The 23,399-nt window shown below is 49.0% G+C and carries 17 protein-coding genes; 7 read left to right on the top strand and 10 right to left on the bottom strand.

Annotated features, from left to right (window positions below; genetic code table 11):
- Window positions 1–27: 27 nt before the first annotated feature.
- Window positions 28–2,295, top strand: coding sequence for an aconitate hydratase (locus C5O19_RS09915; RefSeq protein ID WP_104711755.1), 2,268 nt, complete (start codon window positions 28–30; stop codon window positions 2,293–2,295).
- 484 nt (window positions 2,296–2,779) lie between these two features.
- On the top strand, window positions 2,780–3,601 hold the full coding sequence (locus C5O19_RS09910) for a universal stress protein (RefSeq protein ID WP_104711753.1): 822 nt from the start codon (window positions 2,780–2,782) through the stop codon (window positions 3,599–3,601).
- 154 nt (window positions 3,602–3,755) lie between these two features.
- Here C5O19_RS09910 and C5O19_RS09905 read toward each other — a convergent pair whose 3' ends face one another.
- Window positions 3,756–6,239, bottom strand: coding sequence for a PIG-L family deacetylase (locus C5O19_RS09905; protein ID WP_104711751.1), 2,484 nt, complete (start codon window positions 6,237–6,239; stop codon window positions 3,756–3,758).
- Between the two features lie 212 nt (window positions 6,240–6,451).
- Between C5O19_RS09905 and C5O19_RS09900 the strand changes: the two genes are divergently transcribed.
- The 3 genes from C5O19_RS09900 (at window position 6,452) to C5O19_RS09890 (ending at window position 12,401) form a co-directional block, all read left to right on the top strand.
- Window positions 6,452–6,715, top strand: coding sequence for a hypothetical protein (locus C5O19_RS09900; RefSeq protein WP_133163340.1), 264 nt, complete (start codon window positions 6,452–6,454; stop codon window positions 6,713–6,715).
- A 590-nt stretch (window positions 6,716–7,305) separates the two neighbouring features.
- Window positions 7,306–10,809, top strand: coding sequence for a SusC/RagA family TonB-linked outer membrane protein (locus C5O19_RS09895; RefSeq protein ID WP_104711748.1), 3,504 nt, complete (start codon window positions 7,306–7,308; stop codon window positions 10,807–10,809).
- A gap of 11 nt (window positions 10,810–10,820) precedes the next feature.
- Window positions 10,821–12,401 carry a RagB/SusD family nutrient uptake outer membrane protein gene (locus C5O19_RS09890; RefSeq protein ID WP_104711746.1) on the top strand — a complete coding sequence of 527 codons (1,581 nt, stop codon included), beginning with the start codon at window positions 10,821–10,823 and terminating at the stop codon, window positions 12,399–12,401.
- 63 nt (window positions 12,402–12,464) lie between these two features.
- Here the strand turns inward: C5O19_RS09890 and C5O19_RS09885 are convergent, their stop codons facing one another.
- The 6 genes from C5O19_RS09885 to trpS all read right to left on the bottom strand — a co-directional run bounded on the left by C5O19_RS09885 (window position 12,465) and on the right by trpS (window position 18,154).
- Window positions 12,465–14,336 carry a CocE/NonD family hydrolase gene (locus C5O19_RS09885; protein WP_104711744.1) on the bottom strand — a complete coding sequence of 624 codons (1,872 nt, stop codon included), beginning with the start codon at window positions 14,334–14,336 and terminating at the stop codon, window positions 12,465–12,467.
- A gap of 142 nt (window positions 14,337–14,478) precedes the next feature.
- Window positions 14,479–15,033 carry a 50S ribosomal protein L25/general stress protein Ctc gene (locus C5O19_RS09880; protein ID WP_104711742.1) on the bottom strand — a complete coding sequence of 185 codons (555 nt, stop codon included), beginning with the start codon at window positions 15,031–15,033 and terminating at the stop codon, window positions 14,479–14,481.
- Window positions 15,034–15,075: 42 nt separating this feature from the next.
- Window positions 15,076–16,017: a ribose-phosphate pyrophosphokinase gene (locus C5O19_RS09875; protein WP_094809042.1), complete on the bottom strand. Its 942-nt coding sequence runs from the start codon at window positions 16,015–16,017 to the stop codon at window positions 15,076–15,078.
- Between the two features lie 110 nt (window positions 16,018–16,127).
- Window positions 16,128–16,547, bottom strand: a complete 420-nt coding sequence (locus C5O19_RS09870) for a DUF2147 domain-containing protein (protein WP_243406366.1) — start codon at window positions 16,545–16,547, stop codon at window positions 16,128–16,130.
- Window positions 16,544–17,092 (bottom strand): phosphatase PAP2 family protein, encoded by a 549-nt coding sequence (locus C5O19_RS09865; RefSeq protein ID WP_104711740.1) that lies wholly within the window; start codon window positions 17,090–17,092, stop codon window positions 16,544–16,546. The genes C5O19_RS09870 and C5O19_RS09865 overlap by 4 nt, the downstream gene beginning before the upstream one ends.
- A gap of 93 nt (window positions 17,093–17,185) precedes the next feature.
- Window positions 17,186–18,154 (bottom strand): tryptophan--tRNA ligase, encoded by a 969-nt coding sequence (gene trpS / locus C5O19_RS09860; RefSeq protein ID WP_102200027.1) that lies wholly within the window; start codon window positions 18,152–18,154, stop codon window positions 17,186–17,188.
- A gap of 641 nt (window positions 18,155–18,795) precedes the next feature.
- Between trpS and C5O19_RS09855 the strand changes: the two genes are divergently transcribed.
- Window positions 18,796–19,470 (top strand): DUF2461 domain-containing protein, encoded by a 675-nt coding sequence (locus tag C5O19_RS09855; RefSeq protein WP_207766398.1) that lies wholly within the window; start codon window positions 18,796–18,798, stop codon window positions 19,468–19,470.
- A 210-nt stretch (window positions 19,471–19,680) separates the two neighbouring features.
- A complete protein-coding gene (gene trxA, locus C5O19_RS09850) occupies window positions 19,681–20,004 on the top strand; it encodes a thioredoxin (protein ID WP_102200028.1) in 324 nt (107 codons plus the stop codon).
- Window positions 20,005–20,133: 129 nt separating this feature from the next.
- Here the strand turns inward: trxA and C5O19_RS09845 are convergent, their stop codons facing one another.
- The 3 genes from C5O19_RS09845 to C5O19_RS09835 are packed head-to-tail and all read right to left on the bottom strand — an operon-like array spanning window position 20,134 to window position 23,395.
- Window positions 20,134–21,336, bottom strand: a complete 1,203-nt coding sequence (locus C5O19_RS09845; protein ID WP_104711738.1) for an aspartate aminotransferase family protein — start codon at window positions 21,334–21,336, stop codon at window positions 20,134–20,136.
- A gap of 24 nt (window positions 21,337–21,360) precedes the next feature.
- On the bottom strand, window positions 21,361–22,554 hold the full coding sequence (locus tag C5O19_RS09840) for a hypothetical protein (protein ID WP_104711736.1): 1,194 nt from the start codon (window positions 22,552–22,554) through the stop codon (window positions 21,361–21,363).
- 28 nt (window positions 22,555–22,582) lie between these two features.
- Window positions 22,583–23,395 carry a type 1 glutamine amidotransferase gene (locus tag C5O19_RS09835; protein ID WP_104711734.1) on the bottom strand — a complete coding sequence of 271 codons (813 nt, stop codon included), beginning with the start codon at window positions 23,393–23,395 and terminating at the stop codon, window positions 22,583–22,585.
- Between the last annotated feature and the right edge of the window lie 4 nt (window positions 23,396–23,399).

Here is a 23,399-nt window from a genome sequence, read left to right as displayed (position 1 = left end):
CATTTATTTAAACGATTAGATACAACGATGGCTTTTGACATTGAGATGATTCAGACCGTGTACGCCCGGATGCCCGAACGAGTGGCCGCCGCTCGGCAAGTACTCGGTCGACCCCTGACCCTCTCCGAGAAAATTCTATATTCTCACCTTTGGGAAAATCCTCTGGAAAGAGCGTATTCACGGGGAAAAGATTACGTTGATTTTGCACCCGACCGCGTGGCAATGCAAGATGCAACGGCTCAGATGGCCCTGCTGCAATTCATGCAGGCGGGTCGTCCGCAGGTAGCCGTACCTTCAACGGTACACTGTGACCACTTGATTCAGGCTAAAGTAGGAGCTACCGAAGATCTTAACAATGCAGTACAACAATCGAAGGAAGTATTTGATTTCCTTTCTTCGGTTTCCAATAAATACGGAGTTGGTTTCTGGAGACCCGGAGCGGGTATCATTCACCAGGTAGTATTGGAAAACTACGCGTTCCCCGGCGGTATGATGATCGGTACAGATTCACACACGCCTAACGCGGGTGGTCTGGGCATGATCGCCATCGGGGTAGGTGGTGCCGATGCCTGCGACGTTATGGCGGGTCTGGCCTGGGAATTGAAACAACCTAAACTGATTGGTGTAAAACTGACGGGTAAACTCAGCGGCTGGGCTTCTGCCAAAGACGTGATTCTGTGGGTAGCGGGTCAGCTGACGGTAAAAGGTGGTACGGGTGCAATCGTAGAATACTTTGGTGAAGGAGCTGAAAGTATGTCTGCAACCGGTAAGGCAACCATTTGTAACATGGGTGCTGAAATCGGAGCTACGACGTCCATCTTTGCTTACGACGTACGCATGGCCGAATACCTGCGAGGTACGAGCCGGGCCGACGTAGCTGATTTGGCTGACGGTGTTGCCGAATACCTGCGTTCAGATGACGAAGTATACGCTGATCCCGCGAAATACTACGATCAACTCATCGAACTGGATCTGTCGACGCTGGAACCTCATATCAACGGTCCCTTCACGCCGGATTTGGCTTGGCCGCTTTCGAAGTTCGCTCAGGCGGTACAGGAAAACAACTGGCCCGCTGAACTGGAAGTAGGTCTGATCGGATCTTGTACGAACTCTTCCTACGAAGATATTACCCGTGCAGCTTCCGTAGCTCAACAGGCAGTTGATAAAAAACTGAAACCTAAAGCGGAATACACGATTACGCCAGGTTCAGAGCTGGTTCGTTACACCATCGAGCGTGACGGATACATCAGCATTTTCGATACGATGGGTGCCGTTGTTATGGCGAATGCCTGCGGTCCCTGTATCGGTCAGTGGGCTCGTCACACCAGCGATCCTACCAAAAAGAACTCCATCATCACGTCTTTCAACCGGAACTTCAAAGCTCGTAACGACGGCAACCCTAATACGCACGCGTTCGTAGCTTCTCCGGAAATCGTAACGGCTTTCGCCATCGCAGGTGACCTTACGTTTAACCCGATGACGGACACGCTGATCAACGAAGAAGGTCAGGCCGTGAAACTGGATGAGCCACAAGGTCTGGAAATGCCGCCCCGTGGCTATGCCGTGGAAGATGCAGGCTACCAGGCTCCTGCGGAAGATGGGTCAACGGTGGAAGTGATTGTATCACCCACCTCCGATCGTTTGCAACTGCTCGAACCGTTTACGCCTTGGGAAGGTACGGACATCACGGGCCTGAAGCTGCTCATCAAAGCCAAAGGTAAGTGTACGACGGACCACATTTCTATGGCAGGTCCCTGGTTGAAATACCGTGGTCACCTGGATAACATTTCCAATAACCTACTCATCGGTGCTACCAACTTCTTCAACGAAAAAGCGAATGAAGTGAAGAGCCAACTGACGGGCGAGTATGGAACGGTACCTGGCGTACAACGCGGTTACAAAGCAGCAGGCGTAGGAACGATCGTTGTAGGGGATGAAAACTACGGTGAAGGTTCTTCTCGTGAGCACGCAGCTATGGAGCCTCGTCACCTGGGTGTTCGTGCGATTCTGGTGAAATCGTTCGCCCGTATCCACGAAACGAACCTGAAGAAACAAGGCATGTTAGCTCTGACCTTCGCTGACGGTTCAGATTACGACAAGATTCGCGAAGACGACACGATCGACATCGTTGGATTGACGGAGTTTGCTCCCGAAAAACAACTGACGATTGTACTTAACCATGCCGATGGTTCAACGGAAGCATTCCCAGTAAACCATACCTACAATGCTGCTCAAATCGAGTGGTTCAAAGCAGGTGGTGCTCTGAATATCATCCGTCGTGGCGTAGGAGCGTAAGCTTTCTATCCGATATAGTTTTAAAAAATACCCCGACTCGTAAGTCGGGGTATTTTTTTGTTTATAAGCGGGCGGATGGGTTTTGCCTTTGAACGGCTTTATAGGAAACTTGCACCAGATACCATACGATTTGCAACCAGCCCGGCAGGCACAGCCTACCAACTAGAAAATCCGTAGCGGATGCTACGGACAACGCGTCCTGCTCAGGTTACCTTATTTTACAAAGAAAATGGAAAAGGGGAGATCAAGATTGAAGCTTTAAAATGGTAAGTACAATGTAAAAACTTGCAGTACCTTCTTCAACCGAACACCTAACCCCGAAGGGATTCAATTGGAATAGCCTCGTATGCCATGCGGGGATTTCTATACAACGCGAAATACCCAATCAAGAAAACTGATTTTTATCACCAGATCACCTTACGCCTGACATTCTTAAAGAAATCATTCTGTCGTTGTTTTGGGTATCCATTTAAGACGCAAAGCAATGAAAAGCATACTCGTTCCCACTGATTTTAGCTCACTGTCTCTGAAAGCACTAGACTTAGCCGTTGAGCTGGCTCAACCGATGCAGGCTTCTGTTCGGTTACTGGGGGTACTCAAATACCCGGAGCCCGTTTTACAAGACAGCTTGTTTATGAAAGATACTGACGATGCTTTTGAAGAACGGATCGAAGGGGTAGAGAATCGGCTTCGCTGTCTACTGGATCAGCCTAAATATCATAAAGTACCAGTATCGGCTTTGGTCGACCGGCAGAAAGGAACCATTGGTGAAACCATTGCTTCCAGTACAGTAGATCTGATCGTGATGGCGTCTGAAGGAGCTTCGGGCTGGAAGGAGCAAACGACGGGATCAAACGCCGAACGGGTAGTCCGGCAGGCGAGATGCCCAGTCCTGATTGTGAAAAATGGAGACCCGCTTGATCTTCAGACCGTACTGTTCCCAACGGATTTTACAAACGTAGAATCCATCCGTCAGTTTCTAACGTTTCCCGGGGTTGCGGAGGCTAATCTTCATTTTCTAACGGTTAATACCGGTTTTCTGGATCGTACATTCGAAGATTTAGAAGAAGAAATGGCTCAATTAGCGGAAGAGTTGGGAATTGAAAAATACGAATACACAATCATTGACGCAGTAAGCGAAGAAGCCGGTATTGTTCGATACGCTCGCGAAATAAAGGCGGGTTTGATTGCCCTCTATACGCACGGCCGCAAAGGATTAAGCTATTGGTTTCACGGCAGCATCGCCGAAAAAGTAGTGAACCACGCTGAAATTCCCGTATTAACGATGGTATACGAAACGAAATAGATGGTTAAAGTGAAGTAGGATTTAGAAGTTGTTTTAGTGAAGAGGGCGAATGAGTGAGGTGATTACATGGCTCGTAACAGGTAAAAGGGTTGAATGAGCTCTTTAGCAGAGCGTATTCAACCCTTTTCTTCAAACTAAAATCTAAACTTACCCCTTACTTTCCTAACGAAATCAGGTTGGCAAAGAGCCGATAGGCTCCCGGTACACCCGCGGGCAATTGCCGGAAAAACGCGTAACCCGTAAAGACGTACCAGCCTTTTCCGTAAGCAGTAGCCAGCATACCGCCGTCCAGCGGCTTTTCGTTGGGATCGTTACTACTGAAAATGGTTTGGTACTGCGGATCCCATTCGTCGGAGAAGTACAGGCCGCGTTCCTGAATCCAGCCGTTAAAATCCTGATTGGTAATTTTGTTAGGCGTATTCAAAATGGGATGTTCGGGTTTCAGGAATCGCATGGGGGCTTCTTCCACCGTTACCCGATCCCGTGACAAATGAAAGGGATAGGGGCCCATGCCTTTGCTCAGCGGCTGAAGGCCGGAATTGACCTGATACTGCACCACCATCGTACCCCCGTTTTTCACGTAGTCCATTAGAAAGGGCTGGTAGTAGCTCATCCGATCGTTGACGTTGTACGCCCGTACACCCACGACTATGGCGTCGTAAGCAGCCAGCGAACCCGTTAATTCTTTTTCCCCCAGATTCACCACCGTACAACCCATCTGACGCAGGGCCGCCGGAATTTCATCCCCGGCTCCGGGAATGTACCCAATCAGCTTAGCCTTGTTTTTAATTTCCAGACGCACCAGCTTGCTTTCTGCCACGGGGAATACCGTAAGAGCCGGAATATGTTCGTACCCAATCTCGTACAGGCCACGATTACTGGTCTGATTGCCCGTTTGTACCTTCACCTGTACGCTAGCCTCCGAAGCCTGAGTCGGTGGAATTAGCTGGAACGAAACGGTTTGTTCCTGGAATTTCGATGCGAACTGAAAGGGAATCCGAGCTGGCTCCGACTTCCATCCCGCGGGTAATTCCAAGCTCACATTCCCAGATGCACCCGCCTGCGACGCTTTCAGCGTCACGGTATACGTTTTCGGCTGACCGTCCGCAAAGACCAATACTTTTTCAGCTGGCGTAGCTGTTACGCTCGGGCGTACTTCAAAGGGACGGTACAATTCGCCGCGAACCGCATCCGTGTATTTATAATGAACGGGGGTTGTCAGCGTCAGCGGCAGTCCACCGATGGTTACGGAAAAAAGAGCCTGAAAGTCGGAAGGCTTCTCGGGCAGACCGTTCAGAGCCTGATCATCCACGCGATACATGCCTTTGCCCATTTTCGGCTGCATGAGCCAGTAGGGCTGGGTAATAGTTTGATTTTGCGGAATGGCAGTCTGAAAAACCAGGCGTTGTAATTCGTTAGTAGGGATCGACATATTTAGCGTCGTATCCTTATTGAAGCTGGTCCAGCGAATCGATTGAAGCGTGACCGGAGCCTCGGAGCGTTTGATGAACGTAGTCGTCAGCTGTACGGGTTCGCCACCCGCCACGGCGTACTCGGAGGGGTTACTTTCGTACCAGAGTCCGGCACAGGCGACCAGTAGCTGGGAGAGTTCTTTTTTCTTCTGTTCTTTCCAATATGCATCGTCCAGTTTATCGACGAGTCGATATGCTTGTACGAGCAGAGGAATGATGGCGGCGGGTTGATCGGGGCGAAACTGTTCGATGGCTTTATTGACCACCGCCTGTACAGCCGCACCTCCTTTGACCCGGTTCCAGCTGGTTTCTACGCCATCAAATACGTCTTTCGTGGCTTTATCACCTGCTTTGTGCACCAGGTACTCAATCTTTACGCCCCGGCTTCTGGCTACACCAAACCCCTGCGATTTATGCTGCGAACGACTTTCGGCCGCAAGTTCAGAATAAGAGGTTGCCAGTAAAGGATTGTAACCGCCAATTTCGGCCGAAATCCAACTGCCTTCTGCTGGACGCTGGGCCGGGTTTACGCCAAAGGCAAAGGTATTCCAGACAATCCGTTTGGGTTGCCAGGGTTTTACGTACTTCAATTGCTCCGGAAATTTACTGGCATCTCCCGCTAGCTGAAAAGCTTCTTCGGCCAGGGCCGCCGAGGCCGAGTGGTTTCCGTGTCCCGCCCGGGAATCCGGTGGAAAACGGCAGATTAGTACATCGGGACGGAAATTTCGGATTCGCCAGACGATGTCGGCCAGGACTGCATCTTTACCCCACACCTCTAACGTCTCCTCTGTATTTTTTGAAAAGCCAAAGTCGTTGGCTCGGGTGAAGTACTGCTCGGGACCGTCAATGGAGCGGGCAGCTAATAATTCATAGGTACGAATCAGACCCATCAGTTCGCTTTGCTCCGCACCAATCAAGTTCTGACCGCCGTCGCCCCGGGTCAAGGACAGGTAGGCCGTACGCACCAGTCGCTCTTTGGCGAGCCAGGCTAACATGACGGTATTCTCATCATCGGGGTGGGCTGCCATGTACATGGCCGAACCCAGTACATTCAAGCGTTTGAGGTTCAGGAGAATCTCGCCGGGTGGGAGAGGTTTAGGTACTTGAGTGAAGCCAAACGTGTACGATAGATAAAACAGAGCGAAGAGAATAAACCGTGACCTCATCAGAAATTTAAGGTTAGCAGAACATGATTCAATACTTTAAAAGTACCAAAGTCTAACCAGATGTGCTCCATCACCAATCTAGTAGCGTACGTTTCATTAAAAAAACTTAAAACTTTGTTGTAATAATCATAAATATTTCGAGTAGGCGTTTGGTTAGTAAACGGATTATCCTACATTTGTTGAACACCCTTTTCACCAAAACTCCTACGTCTATGCTTATGTTAACCTTTGTTTTGTTGAGCTTGATCGCTCTAGGGTGGATGGAGCGAAAAACGCTCCGTGCGAATCTACTCATTGTACAGCCCGCACAGGCCGGACGAATGATTGCAGCCGTAGGAGTAGCTTTGGGTTTGTTAGTGGGTTTACATTACTTTATTAGCGAACATCGGTTTGAACGTAATAACGCGGCTAAAGTTATTCATCACCAAAGTGGCGTTCAGCAGCACGTGGCGATGGCTTTGAAAAAAGTACGTTAAATCGAATCCATAAAAGAACGAAACCTGTTTTAGAAACTAGAGTCAATAAGTAATAAATGTAACGGTGTCACACTTAACCTCTAAACTAATTTACGGCGTATCTAAGCTAATCGTATAAAGAAAAAGCAGCACGAAAGGCTGCTTTTTTTTGTGACTTATGGTCCGCTTGATAATAGGTTGAAAAAGACGTATGAAGTAAATGAATTGAATTGTGAAAGAGAGATGATTTTTTGTTTAACGACTAGTAACTGATTCACTAACTGAGTAATAGAGAGTAGTATTTGATTTTAGATAACAGGATTAAGCGTTCTTTAAGCTAGATTATGTAAATGATAATAAGTAATTTTTTGTAGCATTCTTTCCTGTAAGTATTCCCGTAAATCCAGCTATTGTCGAAGTGGAATAATTTTTTTTAACAAGTTCACTCGATTTTACGCAGGCTTCAATCCCACGCCAGTCCTGAGCTTTAAAAGACTATTCATAGTACATATTACCTGCGAATCTTTCCAACGCTATCGAACATTTACTGAGTGTTTAGGATACGTATTGAGAAAAATGGTAGTGCATCTATTTGCTCTGATACTCGTTCTATGGAACCTCTTCAACCCCTTGAAAAAGTCCGGTCAAAAGCCGGTTCTTTCATCGTTTGTACCAGCATTTTACTTGGTATCAGTCTAACTGGTAAGGTACAGGCTCAGCAAACGAAACCGGATTCGCTGGCTAAGCCGGATACGCTGGTTATTCCCATACCCAAAGCCGACACCATTCCCAAACCACGCGTTCGACCCGACTCAACGCCTACACCCCGCCGGATAATTCAACAGGATAGTTTAGTGATTCCATCCGATACACTTCCGAAACCAGGGGCTCGGCCCGTCCGTCCTGATTCGGTCAAGACACCCCGCCGCGTCGCACAATCCGATAGTTTAGTCATACCTACAGACACAATTCCTAAACCGGCTAATGCATCCAGGCCAGCCAATACGGCGAAACCCTTAGCGGCGGATTCACTACCCGTAACCCCGCCAAATGCCCAGGTTGCGGCGGATAGCTTGCCTGGTGGACGCTTCGTGAAAGGTCGCGTAACGGACGAGAAATCGGGCGGCCTGCCCGGCGTAGGGATTACAGTTAAAAACACAAAAATCCAAACGATTACCAATACCGACGGTTCGTACCAGTTAAAAGTGCCCAACGATCAGGCCATTCTGGTCTTTAGCTTTACCGGCTACAAAGCTCAGGAACAACCCGTAAATCGGCGTCCCTTACTCAACGTACGGTTGGTACCGGATGTCAAGGCCCTTAATGAAGTCGTTGTCGTAGGGTATGGTACGCAAAGCAAAAGAGACCTGGCTACGGCTACTTCCCGAGTCGCTGCTACGGAGATCAAAACGGCCGTTGTCAATACCGTTGATCAGGCTTTACAGGGACGGGTTACGGGCGTACAGGTGACGGAAACTTCCGGCGAACCCGGAGCGGCAACCGTCGTACGGATTCGGGGGAATAACTCGCTGAGTGGTAATAACGAACCGCTGTACGTGGTTGACGGCTTTCCGATGCCGCCGTACCGCGAAGCTTCGGCCAACTTCACCGGAGCTTATTCCCAGAATGGGCTGTACGGTATCAATCCAAACGACATCGAAAGCATGGAAGTGCTAAAAGATGCTGCAGCTACGGCCATCTACGGTTCCCGGGGAGCCAACGGGGTTATTCTGATCACTACGAAAACGGGCAAACGCGGCGAAGGACGGGTGGAGTTGGTGAATCGCACCTCATTCGGACAGATTTCCAATCCCATTCGTATGATGAACAGTCGGCAGTATGCGGAGATCATGAATGAATCCTACGCTCTGACAAACCGGGAAGCACCCTTCAAAGATCTGAATGCTCCGCTGACGAATACCGACTGGGTGAAAGCTATTACGCAACCCAGCTTCCGGCAGGATATTACACTAGGCGTTTCCGGCGGTAGTCCTAAATCATCGTATTACATTTCCGGCAACTACCTGCTCGAACGTGGTACCATTATCAATTCTGATAATAACCGGGCAAGCTTACGGGCGAACATCAATACGGACATTAATGACTGGTATACGCTCAAGGGCCAGTTGTCCTTTGTGCGGCAAAAGTCTAACCGAGCCATTACTTCCGCACGAGCCTGGCCTAATTCCGGTGGTCTGCTGGACGGTCTGAAAGCCCCCCCAACCATTGAGCTGAATTACCTGGGCTTTAACAGCTCGGGCATTCCAGGCTATTCGGGCTACTACTTTGCCAATCCCTATAATGAGTTAACGTCCAAGACGGATGTTTCTCAAAACGACTACTCCGTCATCAACCTGGAAAACTGGTTTAAAATTGTTAAAGGCTTACAATTAGTCGTGAGCTTAGGAACGAACCAGAACCTTACCCGGCGGCAGGTGTTTCTGCCACCGACTACCGCTGAAGGATACGCTTCGAAAGGAAGCGGGAGCAGTAGTATGGCCAACACCTATAGCTATAACGTAAATGCGTATTTCCTGTATGAGAAAAACTTCGCCGAGAAACACTATCTAAATACAACGCTGGGGGGTGAGTACAACAACCAATCGTTTGAACAACTCAATACGATTTCCAGCGGTTACGCGATTCCGGCGTTTGGCGTGGATAACATCGGAAGTGCCCAGAACCAGAGTATCGGCTCATTCAAAGAAACCCGAACGCTGCAATCGGCTTTTGTGCGGGTCAATTATTCTTTCAAAAGCAAGTACGTGCTGAATACTTCTCTGCGGTTGGATGGGGCTTCTCCTTTTGCCGAAAACAAGAAATACGGCCTCTTTCCGGCGGTAGCTCTGGCCTGGAATCTAAATGAGGAGGCTTTCATGAAAAACGTGAAGTTCGTGTCGAATGCCAAGTTCCGGGTTTCTTACGGCGAAACGGGAAGTCAGGCCATCGGGCCTTATTCCTCGCTCACGCAGTTTTACAGCGGTTTCTATCAGTATGGGCAGGAAGGAGCCATTGGAACGAGCTTATACTCCACGACGATCGGTAACCCCAACCTTTCCTGGGAACGCACCCGGCAACTTAATGCAGGTTTAGATTTCAACTCCGCCAACGACCGCTTTGTATTTAGCTTTGATTTCTACAACAAGCGGACGCTGGGTCTTTTGCAGCCACGTACGCTGCCCTCGCAGTCGGGCGTGAGTACTATCCTCGACAATTACGGTTCGATGGAAAACCGGGGCGTGGAAGTCAGTGTACAGGCGAATATCATCCAGAAGAAAAACCTGGTATGGTCTTCCCGGCTGAACGTCTCCCGAAACATCAATACACTGCTGGATTTAGGGGAACGCAAGACGCCCGATTACGTCAACATCAGTGGAAACCTGTTGGGCGGTACTTCGGGTATTCTGATACCGGGACAGCAGGTGGGACAGTTTTACGGGTTACGAGTTATTGGACTGGCTCAGCCCTCGGACTTTACGAACGAAGGTACTCCCCAGTATCCTTACGCCATTCTCAGTGATCAGATTCCGGGAACGTGGAAGTACCAGGACTTGAATAATGATGGTAAGATCGACGCCAACGATCGGCAGGTAATCGGAAAGTCCAACCCGGATTTTATTTTCGGCTGGACAAATGATTTCACCTGGAAGAACCTGAGTGTAACCGCCTTCTTCACGGGTTCGGTTGGAAATGATGTATTGAACCTGACGCGTTTTTACCTGAATAATGGTCTACTGGATTATCAGGGAGTCATCTTCAACCAAACCGAAGACTGGTACTTCAATCGCTGGACTGCCGATAGGCCCCATAACAACGTCCGGTACCCGAGTACGCAACGCGGCATCAGTTCGAGCGACATCAATTCGGCGATTCTGGAAGATGGCAGTTTTGTTCGGCTGAAGATGCTGACGATTTCGTACGGTTTTCCGAAAATCGGACCGGTCAAAAACCCTCGCCTGTTTGTAACGGGTACCAATTTGTTCACGCTGACGAAGTATACGGGTTTCGATCCCGAAGTAAGTTCCTTCAACCAATCACTCTTACAGCAGGGCATTGATTATGGAGCCTACCCGGCTCAGAAGTCTTTCACGATTGGATTGTCCTGTAATTTCTAATGAGCCAACCTATGAAATCAATAATCTTTGTTTTAAGCTTGCTGACCTTCGGGCTGGTGGCCTGTCGGGATAACCTGAAAGAAGAACCCTTTTCGTCCCTGTCGGAAGACCAAGTGTTTAGTGACGAAGATGGACTCAGCAAGGCGACACTCGGCGTGTACCAAATCTGGACTTCGGCTAACTATGCAGACGTCTGGAGTCGCTTTATTCTGAGTGAAGCCGGACAACGGTACACCACGGGCGGTATTCTCGGCCCGGGTGGCGACCCTTACTATCGCTACGGACATTTACCTTCGGCTGGTGCTTTTGATGCTGTGTGGAGCCGTATGTACAAGGTAGTGTATCGGGCTAACATCGTGATCGATAATGCCCGTCGGGCGGTAACTAACGACACGCTGGCAACGCCCTACATCGCTGAGGCCCGCTTCTTACGCGGCTATGCGTACTTCAATCTGGTACGGGATTTCGGCAGCGTTCCCTTACTGTTGCGTCAGATTGTTTCGCTCAACGACCGGGACCTGATTTATGCTCCGAAGGCAACGACGGAAGAAATTTATGCCGCTATTGTTGAGGACCTGACGTTTGCAGAGAACAACCTGCCCGATCAGTGGACGGGTGAAAACCTGGGCCGCGTTTCGGCGGGTACGGCCAAGGCCATGTTGGGTAAAGTCTATTTGCAGATGGCGGGCCGACCCCTGAACAAAACGGAATACTACCAGCGGGCTGCCGAGAAATTACAGGAGGTTGTAGGAGCGGAAAACGAAGCAAAGTACAACTTCGGGCTCATGGATGATTTTCGGGACGTGTTCTCACTGGAGAATGAACGCAACAAGGAGCTGGTTCTGTCTTTCGGTTATTTCATCAATTCCTCGAATCCGAACGGGAACATCTTTCCATTTAATCTTTTTCCGCGAGGATTAGTGAATGGCGATGAGCAAACGGGTTTTGGCTACACCTACGATTTCTACAAACTTTACGAAAAAGCCGATACTCGGCGGGACTTTACGCTGGTCGATCGCTACGTATTTCGGGGTGTGGCGAATGGCGGTGCTCAACCGGGCGACAGCATCATTTATGACCCGCAAACCTGGCATTACCGGGTGAAACGTACGGGTGAAATTTTCCTGCAAAGCAATTTTGAATGTGGCGTGGCGTATGGAAAACTGGCCCGGGTCGCTCGCCCGGAAGGATCACCCGCCCAAGGCTACAGCTCGGATTTGATTGAACTGCGGTTCTCGGACGTACTGCTTGGTTTGGCGGAAGCCTACGTCGAAACAGGAAAACCCGCTCAGGCTTTGCCACTCTTAAACCGTGTACGAAGCCGGGCCAAAGCGACCTTAGTACGAGCCAGTGATGTGTCTTCCCTGAGGCAAGCGGTTCGTCGGGAACGACGACTGGAACTAACGGGAGAATTTACCACCGTCTACGACATCCGTCGTTGGGGAACGCTGAAGGAAGAAATGGACGCCATCACGCCCCGGCAGATCATCAACAGCGTACTGGCTCCGTACAGTACCAAGTTTGAAATTTATCCGATTCCGCAATCGCAACTGGATGCGAATCCCAATTTGCGACAGAACGATGGCTGGTAGAAGCACCAAGAAAAAGCCGATGGTTGTTACAACCATCGGCTTTTTCTTGGTGCTAACGCGAAACTATTTCTTCAGGATCGGCAGCAGGATTTGACTGGCAGCCGTACTGTTATGAAATACTTTGATGTTTGCCTTTTGAAAGTCAGAATCCTTGGCCTGATAAATGTCTACAAACTTCTGCGGATTGCGATCCACCAGCGGGAACCAGCTACTTTGAATCTGTACCATGATCCGGTGGCCCTTTTTGAAGGTATGAGCCACGTCGGGTAACGTGTATTTCACCTGCGTTACTTCGTTGGGTACAAAGGCTTCCGGTTTCTCGAAACTCTTCCGGAAACGACCCCGCATCACTTCACCGCGTACCAGCATCTGGTAGCCATTCATGATGTAGGAATCTTTATTGGTGTACTGGAAATCGTCGGGAAATACGTCGATGAGTTTTACCACGAAATCAGCATCTGTACTGCTCAGAGCAACTTGTAAGTCAGCCAGGAGCGTACCCGCCAGCGTAACATCTTCGGTGAGTTCATCCGTCTTGAATACCAAAACATCGGGGCGAATGGCAGCGAATCGCTGATCGTCCGTCATGTATTCCCGCGTGCGGGAGCTTTTCACCCCTTCTGCGTAGGGAACGGGTTTCGCCGGATCACTTACGTATTCAGTAAAGGTACCGGGAGCGTTCGGCTGTTTAAAACTCAGTTTGCCATTCGCCTGCAGGTATAGCGGTGTTTCGGTAATCCCCTTGGGAGGCCATACATCGAAGGTTTGCCATTGGTTTTCTCCGGTAAAGAAAATCGTAGCTTCTTTGAAGGAGGCAACCGAACCTTTGCCTTTCAGGTAGTAATTAAAGAAGGGTACTTCCACTTTTTCGGCGTAATACGTACTGGTAGGACTACCAAACTGTACGTTCCCCAGGGAAGAACCATCGCTGCCGCGACCTGCCCACTGACCGTGGAACCAAGGACCCATGATGATTTTATTATCATTTTTGGCTTTCTTCTCGATGGCCTGATAGGTGGTCCAGGCACCAAAGCAATCTTCGGCGTCGAACAAGCCTCCGACGACCAGTGTCGCAATGCCCGCGGGGACTTTGTCCGCGAAATTGCGAACGTTCCGGGCTTTCCACCAGCCATCCATATTGGGATGTTGCATCATTTCATTCCAGAAGCGTACGCTGTCGCCAGCCATCTTTGTGAAATTCGGCAAGGCTCCCGTTCGCAGGAAAAAGTCGTAGCTATCGGCCGTAGGTAGGGTCATGCCTTTCGGTCCGACGCTAGTGGGTTTAGGGTGCGGATAACCGAAGCCCCGGGCGACGTAAAAGTTGAAGGCATCCATGAGCATAAAGGCTCCGTTGTGGTGAAAATCGTCACCTAAGAACCAATCCGTTACCGGAGCCTGCGGGCTGGCTGCCTTGAGGGCCGGATGATTGCTGAGGGCGGCCATTGTGGAGTAAAAGCCGGGATACGAAATACCAAATACGCCTACTTTCTGGTTGTTGTTGGGTAAGTTTTTGACGAGCCAATCGATGGTGTCGTAGGTATCACTGGCTTCGTCGACGTCGGTTTTAGCTTTTTTGCTGGGATTAAAAGGCCGGACATCCTCAAAGACGCCCTCGCTCATCCAGCGACCCCGTACGTCCTGAATGACCATGATGTATCCTTCTTTCAGGTACTCTTTGTAGTGGTTGATGTAAAAAGGCCGATACACATCCGCACCGTAGGGGGCACAGGAGTAGGGCGTCCGGGTCATGAGGATGGGATGTTTCTCGGACTGATCTTTCGGCAGGTAAATAGAAGTGAAGAGGCGAGTCCCGTCTCGCATTGGAATGTACTGCTCCAGTTTGGTGTAGTTGTTGCGGTACCAGGTAGAATCGGCGTTCTGAGCCTGAGCCAACAGAGGTAACAGCCATACCAGTAAGGTACGAAGGTGTTTCATAAAAGGTAGGTTTGTAAGAGAAGAAACGAAAACGTGAAGTTACACGGATTTGGCACGATTAGAGCGAATGCCGATTTTGAAATTTTAGCCATAAAAAAAGCCCGACCGAAGCCGGGCTTTTTCAGCAGAAAGTCTGAAAAGACTATTTTCCACGCAGTGAACGAGGGATGTCGATCGTAGCGATAGGAAGACTTCTCGCGTTCAGGATTTCAACGTTTTCAACGTTTACTTCGGCAACCCGTACGGATTTACCCAAGTCAAGTCCTTCGATGCTTACTTCTACGAAATCAGGAATGTTTTCTGCCTGACCACGCAGCGTAATTTTACGGAGTTTCTGAACCAGTTTACCCCCTTTGATAACCCCGGGAGAGTTACCTACGAATTTCACGGGAACGTTTACCTTGATAGGCTTGTCCGTGATTTCCAAGAAGTCAGCGTGCAGCAGTGAATCGTTAACGGGGTGGAATTGCGTGTCCTGAAGAATGGCTTTGCGAATTTCACCTTCGATGTTCAACGTTACTTCGTACGCATCGGGAGTGTACAAAAGATCACGGAACAGAATGGTAGGAGCAGAGAAGTGAATTTGCTCGCCACCTCCGTACAATACCGATGGAATAAGTCCTTCGGCCCGAAGATCTTTCGATTCTTTCTTGCCGAGATTCGCTCTTTTAAACCCTACAATCTCGAGTTTTTTCATTGTGTTTGGTAATAAAAAGCTCCGGGCGAACCCGAAACTACGTTAGTAATGAATAAAAAGGGAACTAATTGATTCGTGATCACGAATGCGTCCAATGGCTTTGGCAAATAGCTCGGCCACTGACAATACCGTTACTTTGGGGTTGTCCTGTTTCTGAGGAATGGTATCCGAAACGATCAGCTCTTCGAGTACGGAGTTGTAAATATTATCGTGAGCTTTTCCGCTCATCACCGGGTGAGAACAGATGGCCCGTACGGATTTGGCTCCTTTGTCGAGTAACAGCTGAGCTGCCTTGCAAATAGTACCTCCCGTATCAATTAAATCATCGACTAAAATAACGTTGGCGTCCGTCACGTCGCCAATTAATTGCATGGAAGCAATTTCGTTGGCTTTCTTCCGGAACTTATCCACGATTACCAGGTTCGAGCCGGGGAAGAAACTGGCGAACTTCCGGGTCCGGGCTACGCCTCCCACGTCAGGAGAAGCAAACACCAGATTATCCAGGTTTTTCGAGCGGATGTACGGAACGAAAATGGACGCCCCTTCCAGATGATCCACCGGAAAATCGAAGAATCCCTGAATTTGCCCCGCGTGTAAATCCATCGTAATCAGACGATCAGCTCCGGCCGCTGTCAGCAGGTTCGCCACCAGCTTGGAACCGATAGAAACCCGTGGCTTGTCTTTCCGGTCCTGGCGAGAATAGCCGAAGTACGGAATCACTACGGTTACGTAGTGAGCGGAAGCCCGGCGGGCCGCGTCGATCATCAGCAACAGTTCCATCAGGTTTTCGGCTGGTGTGAACGTGCTCTGGATGAGAAATACATCGCAACCCCGAATGGATTCGTCGAAACTCGGGGACATTTCACCGTCGGCAAAACGTTGCACGGTGACGGTTCCCAAATCTTTGCCGTAGAAACGGGCAATTTTTTGGGCTAGATATTGACTGGAACTGCCTGAGAAAATTTTTACCGGATTGGAAGCCATCGGTCTCCTTGGAAATTGAGCCGCAAAGGTAGAAAAAAAACGAACGAAAAAACCGGTTGACTTAAAAAAAGCTTGTTTTTAGTCAACCGGTCGGGGAGCTGAAAAGCCAATTATTCGGCTTTTGTGAAGGTTGTGGTACGGCCTAACATGGGTGTACCAATGTAACCGCGAACGGCTAATTCGCGATCCGAAACTTTAGTGATTCTGCAGGAATAGGTCTTTCCGTTTCGGGGATCATAAATTTTTCCACCCGACCAGACTTTTTCGCCATCAGATTTGAAATTAGAGAGAATAACCAGGCCCATCAATGTTCGATTTCGTAGTTTCTCGTCGGGATTATTGACATCCTTTTTGGGTTGATTAGCCTGTACTTCCTTAATCCAGATGATCTTTCCAAAGTACTGGTCACCCTGCTTGTAAATCTGAATTTTTGAGGTTTTTTCTTCATTGAACCAGACCCCTTCAATATCGGCGGCCCATGCCGAGAGCAAAACGGAAAAGTACAAAAGGCCTGTTAGTAGCATTTTCATCGTTGAACGGAGAGTTTTTTGTAAATCAACGTAACCAGAAAAGCAAAAAGTATGCCTACGGCGGCTCCGGTCAGTACGTCGAGCGGGTAGTGGGCCCCCACATAAATGCGGCTGTACGAGACGAGAGCTGCCCAAACAAACAGCCATTTAATCCAGGGATGTTCTTTGCCAAACAGGATAGTCAGGACCATTACAAAACCAAACGTATTGGCGGCGTGACTGGAGGCAAAGCCGTACTGGCCACCGCATTCCCACACGACGTGAACCATTCGCTCGATGGAGGGTTCGTGACAGGGCCGCAGCCGGGCCACCCAGGGCTTGAGTACGCTGCTGGTAAACTGATCCCCTAAGGCAATGGTCGCTACGCAGGCGAGTACTACGCCGATGGCTTTCTTTTTGAAACGCCAGAAAAGCCAGGCTAAAATCAACCCGTAGAAGGGGTACCAGAACTCCTGATCGGAAATCCAGTACATGGCGTGATCGAGCCAGGTGGCATGGGCTCCGTTAAGGGCCAGAAATAATTCCGTATCGAGTTGGTTAAGCATAAGGGGCGTTGATCAAACGGATAAACAAACTTCCCGAAAGCGGCGTTGCCTTCGGGAAGTGAACGAAGAAGGGATGCCTAGAAGTACTAAGGTTTAAAAACCCAGTACTTCCCGAACCCGCTTGATGGTTTGCTGGGCAATAACCTTGGCTTTTTCTTCTCCCATGCTTAGAGCTTTTTCCAGCTCTTCGGGATTTTGCATGTAATAGGAGAAACGCTCCCGCTCGGTAGCAAAGCGTTTCAGAATCAGTTCGTACAAGGCCTGTTTGGCGTGACCGTAGCCGTAATTGCCGCCGGCGTAGTTTTGCCGCATCTGTTCGGTTTCTTCGGGCGTCGCCAAGAGTGAATACAACGTGAATGTTGTATCGCCTTCCGTTTTCTTGGGTTCTTCCAGCGGCGTCGAATCTGTTACGATACTCATGACGGACTTGCGAAGCTCTTTTTCGGGCAGGAAAATATTGATGTAGTTGTTGTACGACTTCGACATCTTCCGACCGTCCGTACCCGGAATCGTCATGACTTTTTCGCTGATCCGGGCTTCGGGTAAAACTAGAATATCCCCGTAGCGATGGTTAAACGAAGAGGCAATATCCCGCGACATTTCCAGGTGTTGTCGCTGGTCTTTACCCACGGGTACCAGCTCGGCATCGTACAGGACGATGTCGGCGGCCTGCAAGACCGGATAAACGAACAGCCCAGAGTTTACGTCGGAGAGATTTTCCGATTTGTCTTTAAATGAGTGGGCATTGGCCAGCATCGGGTAGGGCGTGAAGCACTCCAGATACCAGGCTAGTTCCGTATGTTCCGGGATTCGTGATTGCCGGAAAAAGACATTTTTTTCTGTATCAAAGCCACAGGCCAGCCAGGCGGCAGCGATGGCGTACGTATATTGGCGACGGGCTTCACCGTCTTTTAGTGAAGTCAGCGAGTGTAAATCGGCAATGAAAAAGAAAGATTCATTGGCCGGTTCCTGCGAGAGTTCAATCGAAGGGAGAATAGCACCCAGAATATTTCCCAGGTGAGGAAGTCCGGAACTTTGGATACCCGTAAGGATGCGAGCCATCAGAAATGAAAGGATTGATTGTGACGTTTGCCCGTAAAAAGAGCTTTCTAATTTTACTGCAAAACTGCAATCTACGATCCGCAATCAAAAATAAGTACCGGGATGTTTGTTCTTTTTCGAAAGACCAGGGGTAGAGGGCTAGTCAATTGGATTTGTTTTTTGAGGATTTAGATAAGCTTATGTTAGGTAGGAACTATGCTAGGGAGATAGCAGGTGTGGTTGTCGTGCTGCTGAGAAGGCTGGTCTTTTAGTCTCTATCGCGAACACTACTCACTTCCTCTGGCTCAAAGTAACCGCATTACCGAGGGAGCCACCATAGGATGGCCCCCATGGAATGGTTAGGCGTGGAGAGGTCCCGCCCGGAAGGCTTACGGGCTACCCGATAGCCTTATCTGAAGCACCAAGCCCAGTGTAGGTGAACAACAAAGTCCTAAAGGAGCAAAACTTTCGCAGTAACTAGTCACTGAGATGTGCAAAGGCTAGCGATCAGTGGTGTCTGCGGGACGAAGCTGGCAAATACTTATTCTGAGAAAATCGCTATTGAAATACCTTTTTTACCTTTCTCTCCCCACGAACCTCCAACCCTTTTCAAACGTTATCAAACTTTAAGCAAACCAAGCCATTCAAAATATCCAGTCATTATGCCCCAAATTCCGGCTTCGACCCTGAAATTTTTAAAAGAGTTAGCTCAAAACAATACGCGTGAGTGGTTCCAAATCCACAAAAAAGAGTGGGAGGGAGTTAAATCAAATTTTGAAGAAACGGTTCAGGATCTGATTTATCGCATTGGACAGTTCGAAAATCTGGCGGGCATCCGCGTCCAGGACTGTAATTATCGCATTGCTCGGGATGTCCGCTTTTCACCCGACAAATCACCCTATAAAACCTGGCTGGCGGCCAGCTTTGGTGAAGGTGGACGTAAATCGTCCAAGATGGATTATTACCTGCATATAGCCCCCGGCAAATCGTTTTTGGGTGGAGGCATGTGGGAATCAACGCCTTCGCAGTTAGCCAAATTCCGTCAGGAAATTGATTACAATCCCCAGGAAATCAAAGGCATTATTGAAGCTCCCGCTTTTAAAACTCATTTTGGCGAACCTGAAGGAACCTCTCTGAAAACCGCTCCGAAAGGCTATCCAAAAGATCACCCTGAAATTGAGCTACTTCGTCGGACGCAGTTATTTTTTTCGCATTCCTTTACCGATCAGGAAGTGCTATCTCCTAATTTTACCCAGAAGGTGGAAGAAAGTTGTTTGATCTTAAAGCCGTATCTGGACTTTCTCAACCTTATTTTTGAAGAAAGCACCGACGAATAAGGTTTGAAAAGTAATGCGAAAAAAAGATTTTTGAGTGGAAGCAAACCGGAGGAATATCTTCTCTTCTAGTGAATTAATTTTTAAATGCCCTTGTTCTATCTCTGTACGAAAGCGACAAGCGGAGCAAGTTTCTAGGCATTGGTTGAACTTTCACGAAGCGAATCCGTTTTAACCTTCGAATCATCTAAGCATTTTTAATATATTAAGGAAATGGCACACAAGACAATTGAGGCGACCGACTCTAATTTTGAGCAACTTATCAACTCTGATAAACCCGTTTTAGTAGATTTCTGGGCTGAATGGTGCGGACCTTGCAAAATGATCGGACCCGTAGTAGAAGAATTAGCTGGCGAGTACGAAGGCAAAGCCGTAGTAGCGAAAATGGACGTAGATGCTAACAGCACGACGCCCTCTAAATTCGGAATCCGTAGCATCCCTACGCTGATGATTTTCAAAAACGGAGAACTCGTTGATAAAGTAGTTGGAGCAGTACCCAAACCCGTACTGGCTCAGAAACTGGCTGCTCAATTATAATATAAAGTTTGAGTTCGTTTGAAAAAGGTTTGAGAATTAATCGCTCAAACCTTTTTTGTTGGTAGATAAGCGAATGACCCGAAAGTTTACAAGCTTTCGGGTCATTCGCTTATCTACCTGTCTATCGGCTTATACGGCTTCTATTGCCCGCAGAATCACATCACAGGCCTGACGAATTTCGTCTTCCGTAATCGTCAAGGGAGGAGCGATTCGCATGGAGTTGTCGCAGAACAAAAACCAGTCGGTAACTACCCCGTTTTCAATGCCGTGATCGATAATGGCTTTCAATTCGCCGAAATCCGCAAACTCTACGGCCATCATCAAACCCTGATTCCGGATTTCCTTGATTCGGGGATGTACCAGATACTTTTTGAAGAGTTCGGCTTTAGCCGCTACGGATGCACACAGGTTTTCTTCTTGAATGGTCCGAAGTGTAGCCAGTGAAGCCGCTGCACTGACGGGATGCCCACCAAACGTGGTGATGTGCCCCAGAATAGGATTGTTCTTGAAGACGGCCATGAGCGGTTGCGGAGCCATGAATGCTCCAATGGGCATACCGCCGCCCATTCCTTTGGCCGACAGCAGAACGTCGGGTACAACACCAAATTGCTCGAACGCCCAGAAGGAACCTGTACGACCGAAACCCGTTTGTATCTCGTCGAAAATTAGGAGCGTACCCGTTTCGGTACAGCGATCGCGTAAGGCTTGCAGGTATTCCTGTGAAGGAACGCGAATGCCCGACTCGGCAGAAATGACTTCAATGACAACGGCTGCGGTTCGCCTAGTAATGTTCGATAGATCAGCCAGTACACCGTGGTGAATATGACGGATATCGGGGAGTAAGGGGCGGAACTGACGTTTGAAAAAGTCGGCTCCCGCCAGACTCAGGGCTCCCTGCGTAGAACCGTGATAGGCATTAAAACAGGAAATGATTTCGGTACGACCGGTGAACCGCTTCGCCAGTTTCATGGCTCCTTCTACGGCTTCCGTACCCGAGTTAGTCAGGTACACATTGTCAATCGCATAGCCCGAAGGCGTATGGTAAGCAGCTAGCGTTTCGACCAGAGCCTGAGCCAGTAAGACTTGCGGAGCCTGTACATATTCGCCGTAGACCAGCGTGTGCAGGTAATGATCCACCTGATGTTTGATGGCCTGAACCACTTTCGGATGCCGATGACCGACGTTGGAAACACCGATGCCGGAAATCAAATCCATATACGCCTTTCCGTCGGGACTGTATAACCAGATTCCTTCGGCTTTTTCGATTTCCAAAGCCAGCGGAAAATCCGACGTTTGGGCAAGGTGATTTAGGAAAAGCTGTCGTTGATGCATAAAAAGGTAATCACAAAACCCGCGTTAGGGTTCAAAAAAGCAAGCCGTTCCGCCCACCCAGGTAAAATTCTGGTTGAAGCGAACGCCAATCATTTCGCCGCGACTCAGGCGGCTTAAACTCGTGAGTAACTCGGGTCGTTTCGCCTGATCGGGCCAAACATACAACATCCGGATTTCACACTTCACCCCACCGTCGGGAGCCTCAATGACGGGCTCGTACTTCACTTTTTTCTGGAGAATGTAATGTTCCGGATCATGAAGAGCGGTTAGTAATTCTGCCGTTGGGTGCAGATTGACGCCCATCCCCGCGAAACTGAACAGGGGTTTGAGTACGTAATCGTCCAGATTTTCGGGAAACTGACCCTGAAAATCGCTCACGTATCGTGCCTGAGGTACGTACGGCGAATTCAGCAGGGGAAGAATGTATTTCGAAATTCGGAAAAACCAGTTGGGATGCCCCACCCAGGTTACATCTACGTCGTCCGTCAGTTGATACGATACCGGCATGTCGGGGTAGTGCAACAGATCATCAAAAATCAGTCGGTTGTACATCCGGCGAATCGGTGTTTTGACCCCATCCCGGTCGTAATAAAGCGTTCGACCTTCTTTTTGAATCTTGGTAAAGCAAACCGACCGGATTCCCAGCAACTTTTCCGTAACGGCAAAATCCACGCGGGTTTTCTGTTTTTCCGGAAAGATTTCCAGCAGAACGCAGTGAGCGGGATCTTCGCCGTCCAGAATAAGATCTTTAAGCTTCGTTATATAAGCCTCGAAATCGTACCCGCCGAAATTCCAGATCAGCGAGTCCGGGATCGAAAAGTGCTCTTTAAACTTCTCCGGTAAATAGCCCTGAAACGCAAACAGCGAAGGGAAGCCCTGCAATTCAATCAGTTGGGGTGCTAATTCGCCGTTTTGGTCCCGGCATACGGCAAAGTCAATCGCCAGAAAATGCGTATGTTCATTTTCATTGGGAACCCGCTGATCCGATGGAATAGATGCCTCGGTCTTTGCTTTGAAATCCGGAGCGGTGATGGTATCAATAAACGATTCGCAGGCCGTAACGAGCTTTTCGCGTAAGGAAGCCGGAACAAATACGGGCGTTTCGGCCAGACGGAATTCCAGTTGGTTAGGCCAGTCCTGGTGAATCGAATCCAGAAACTCCTGGTACTTTTCTTCCGAAAAAGCGGCATTGTAGGTCCGACGAATCGTTGAAATCATATCGAATGGGTGAAGAGTGCGGTAGGGGTTAGTTAGCAGCCAGTTTATGGTAGGCATCCCGCAAAAACGTCGGAATAATAACCGATTCCGTCAGCAGAATTTTATCCGGATCGTTGAGGTGATCGACCATGTTCTGGTACTTCTCATAGCCGTGCTCATCAATGACCTGTTTCTGTTTCTCGGGCTGCTGGAAGTAGCGTAACATCCCCACGGCATCGGCTTCGGGGTGAAACTGCGTACCGAATACTTCGCGTGAAAACCGGACCGCCATAATGGCCCGTTCCAGCGGTACGTGGGGACGGATTTTCTCCCGGCAAAGTACTTTCGCTCCAATGGCATCAATCCGCGAAAAGTTGGCATTAATGATTTGGTAATCCCGCGAATCCACGGCCCAGAAGGGATCAGGGAGTAATTCCAGGTACGGCTCGTCGTAGCCATTGGCCGTTTTATGAATCGGAAACGTACCGAAGCTGGTCGATTTACGACGCGTTACTGTACCAATGCCCAGGTGATGACTCACCATCTGGAACGAGTGACAGATAAGCAGTAAAAATTTCTTGGCAGTCTGCGTTTTGTTGTGTTCGAAAACCTGATCAATCAGATCGAAATAAGCCGTACCCCAATCACCCGTTTCGAGTGGATTTCCAGGCCCGCCCGTCGAGATAAAAATGTCAAAATCGTTCAAAGCGGGTAACTCACCTTGCTGCCGAACGTCAAAAATTTGCACGACGCAGCCGCCAATTTCCTCCGAAAATTCCTGTACTAATTGCTGAATACATCGCATTCCTTCGTTGGGAACACCATTATATAAATCCAGAATGGCCAACCGTATCTGCTTCATAAAA

Source organism: Siphonobacter curvatus, from assembly GCF_002943425.1.
Lineage (GTDB): Bacteria > Bacteroidota > Bacteroidia > Cytophagales > Spirosomataceae > Siphonobacter > Siphonobacter curvatus.
The sequence above is the reverse complement of the archived record's forward strand: the minus strand, read 5'-3'. Positions and strand labels throughout refer to the sequence as shown.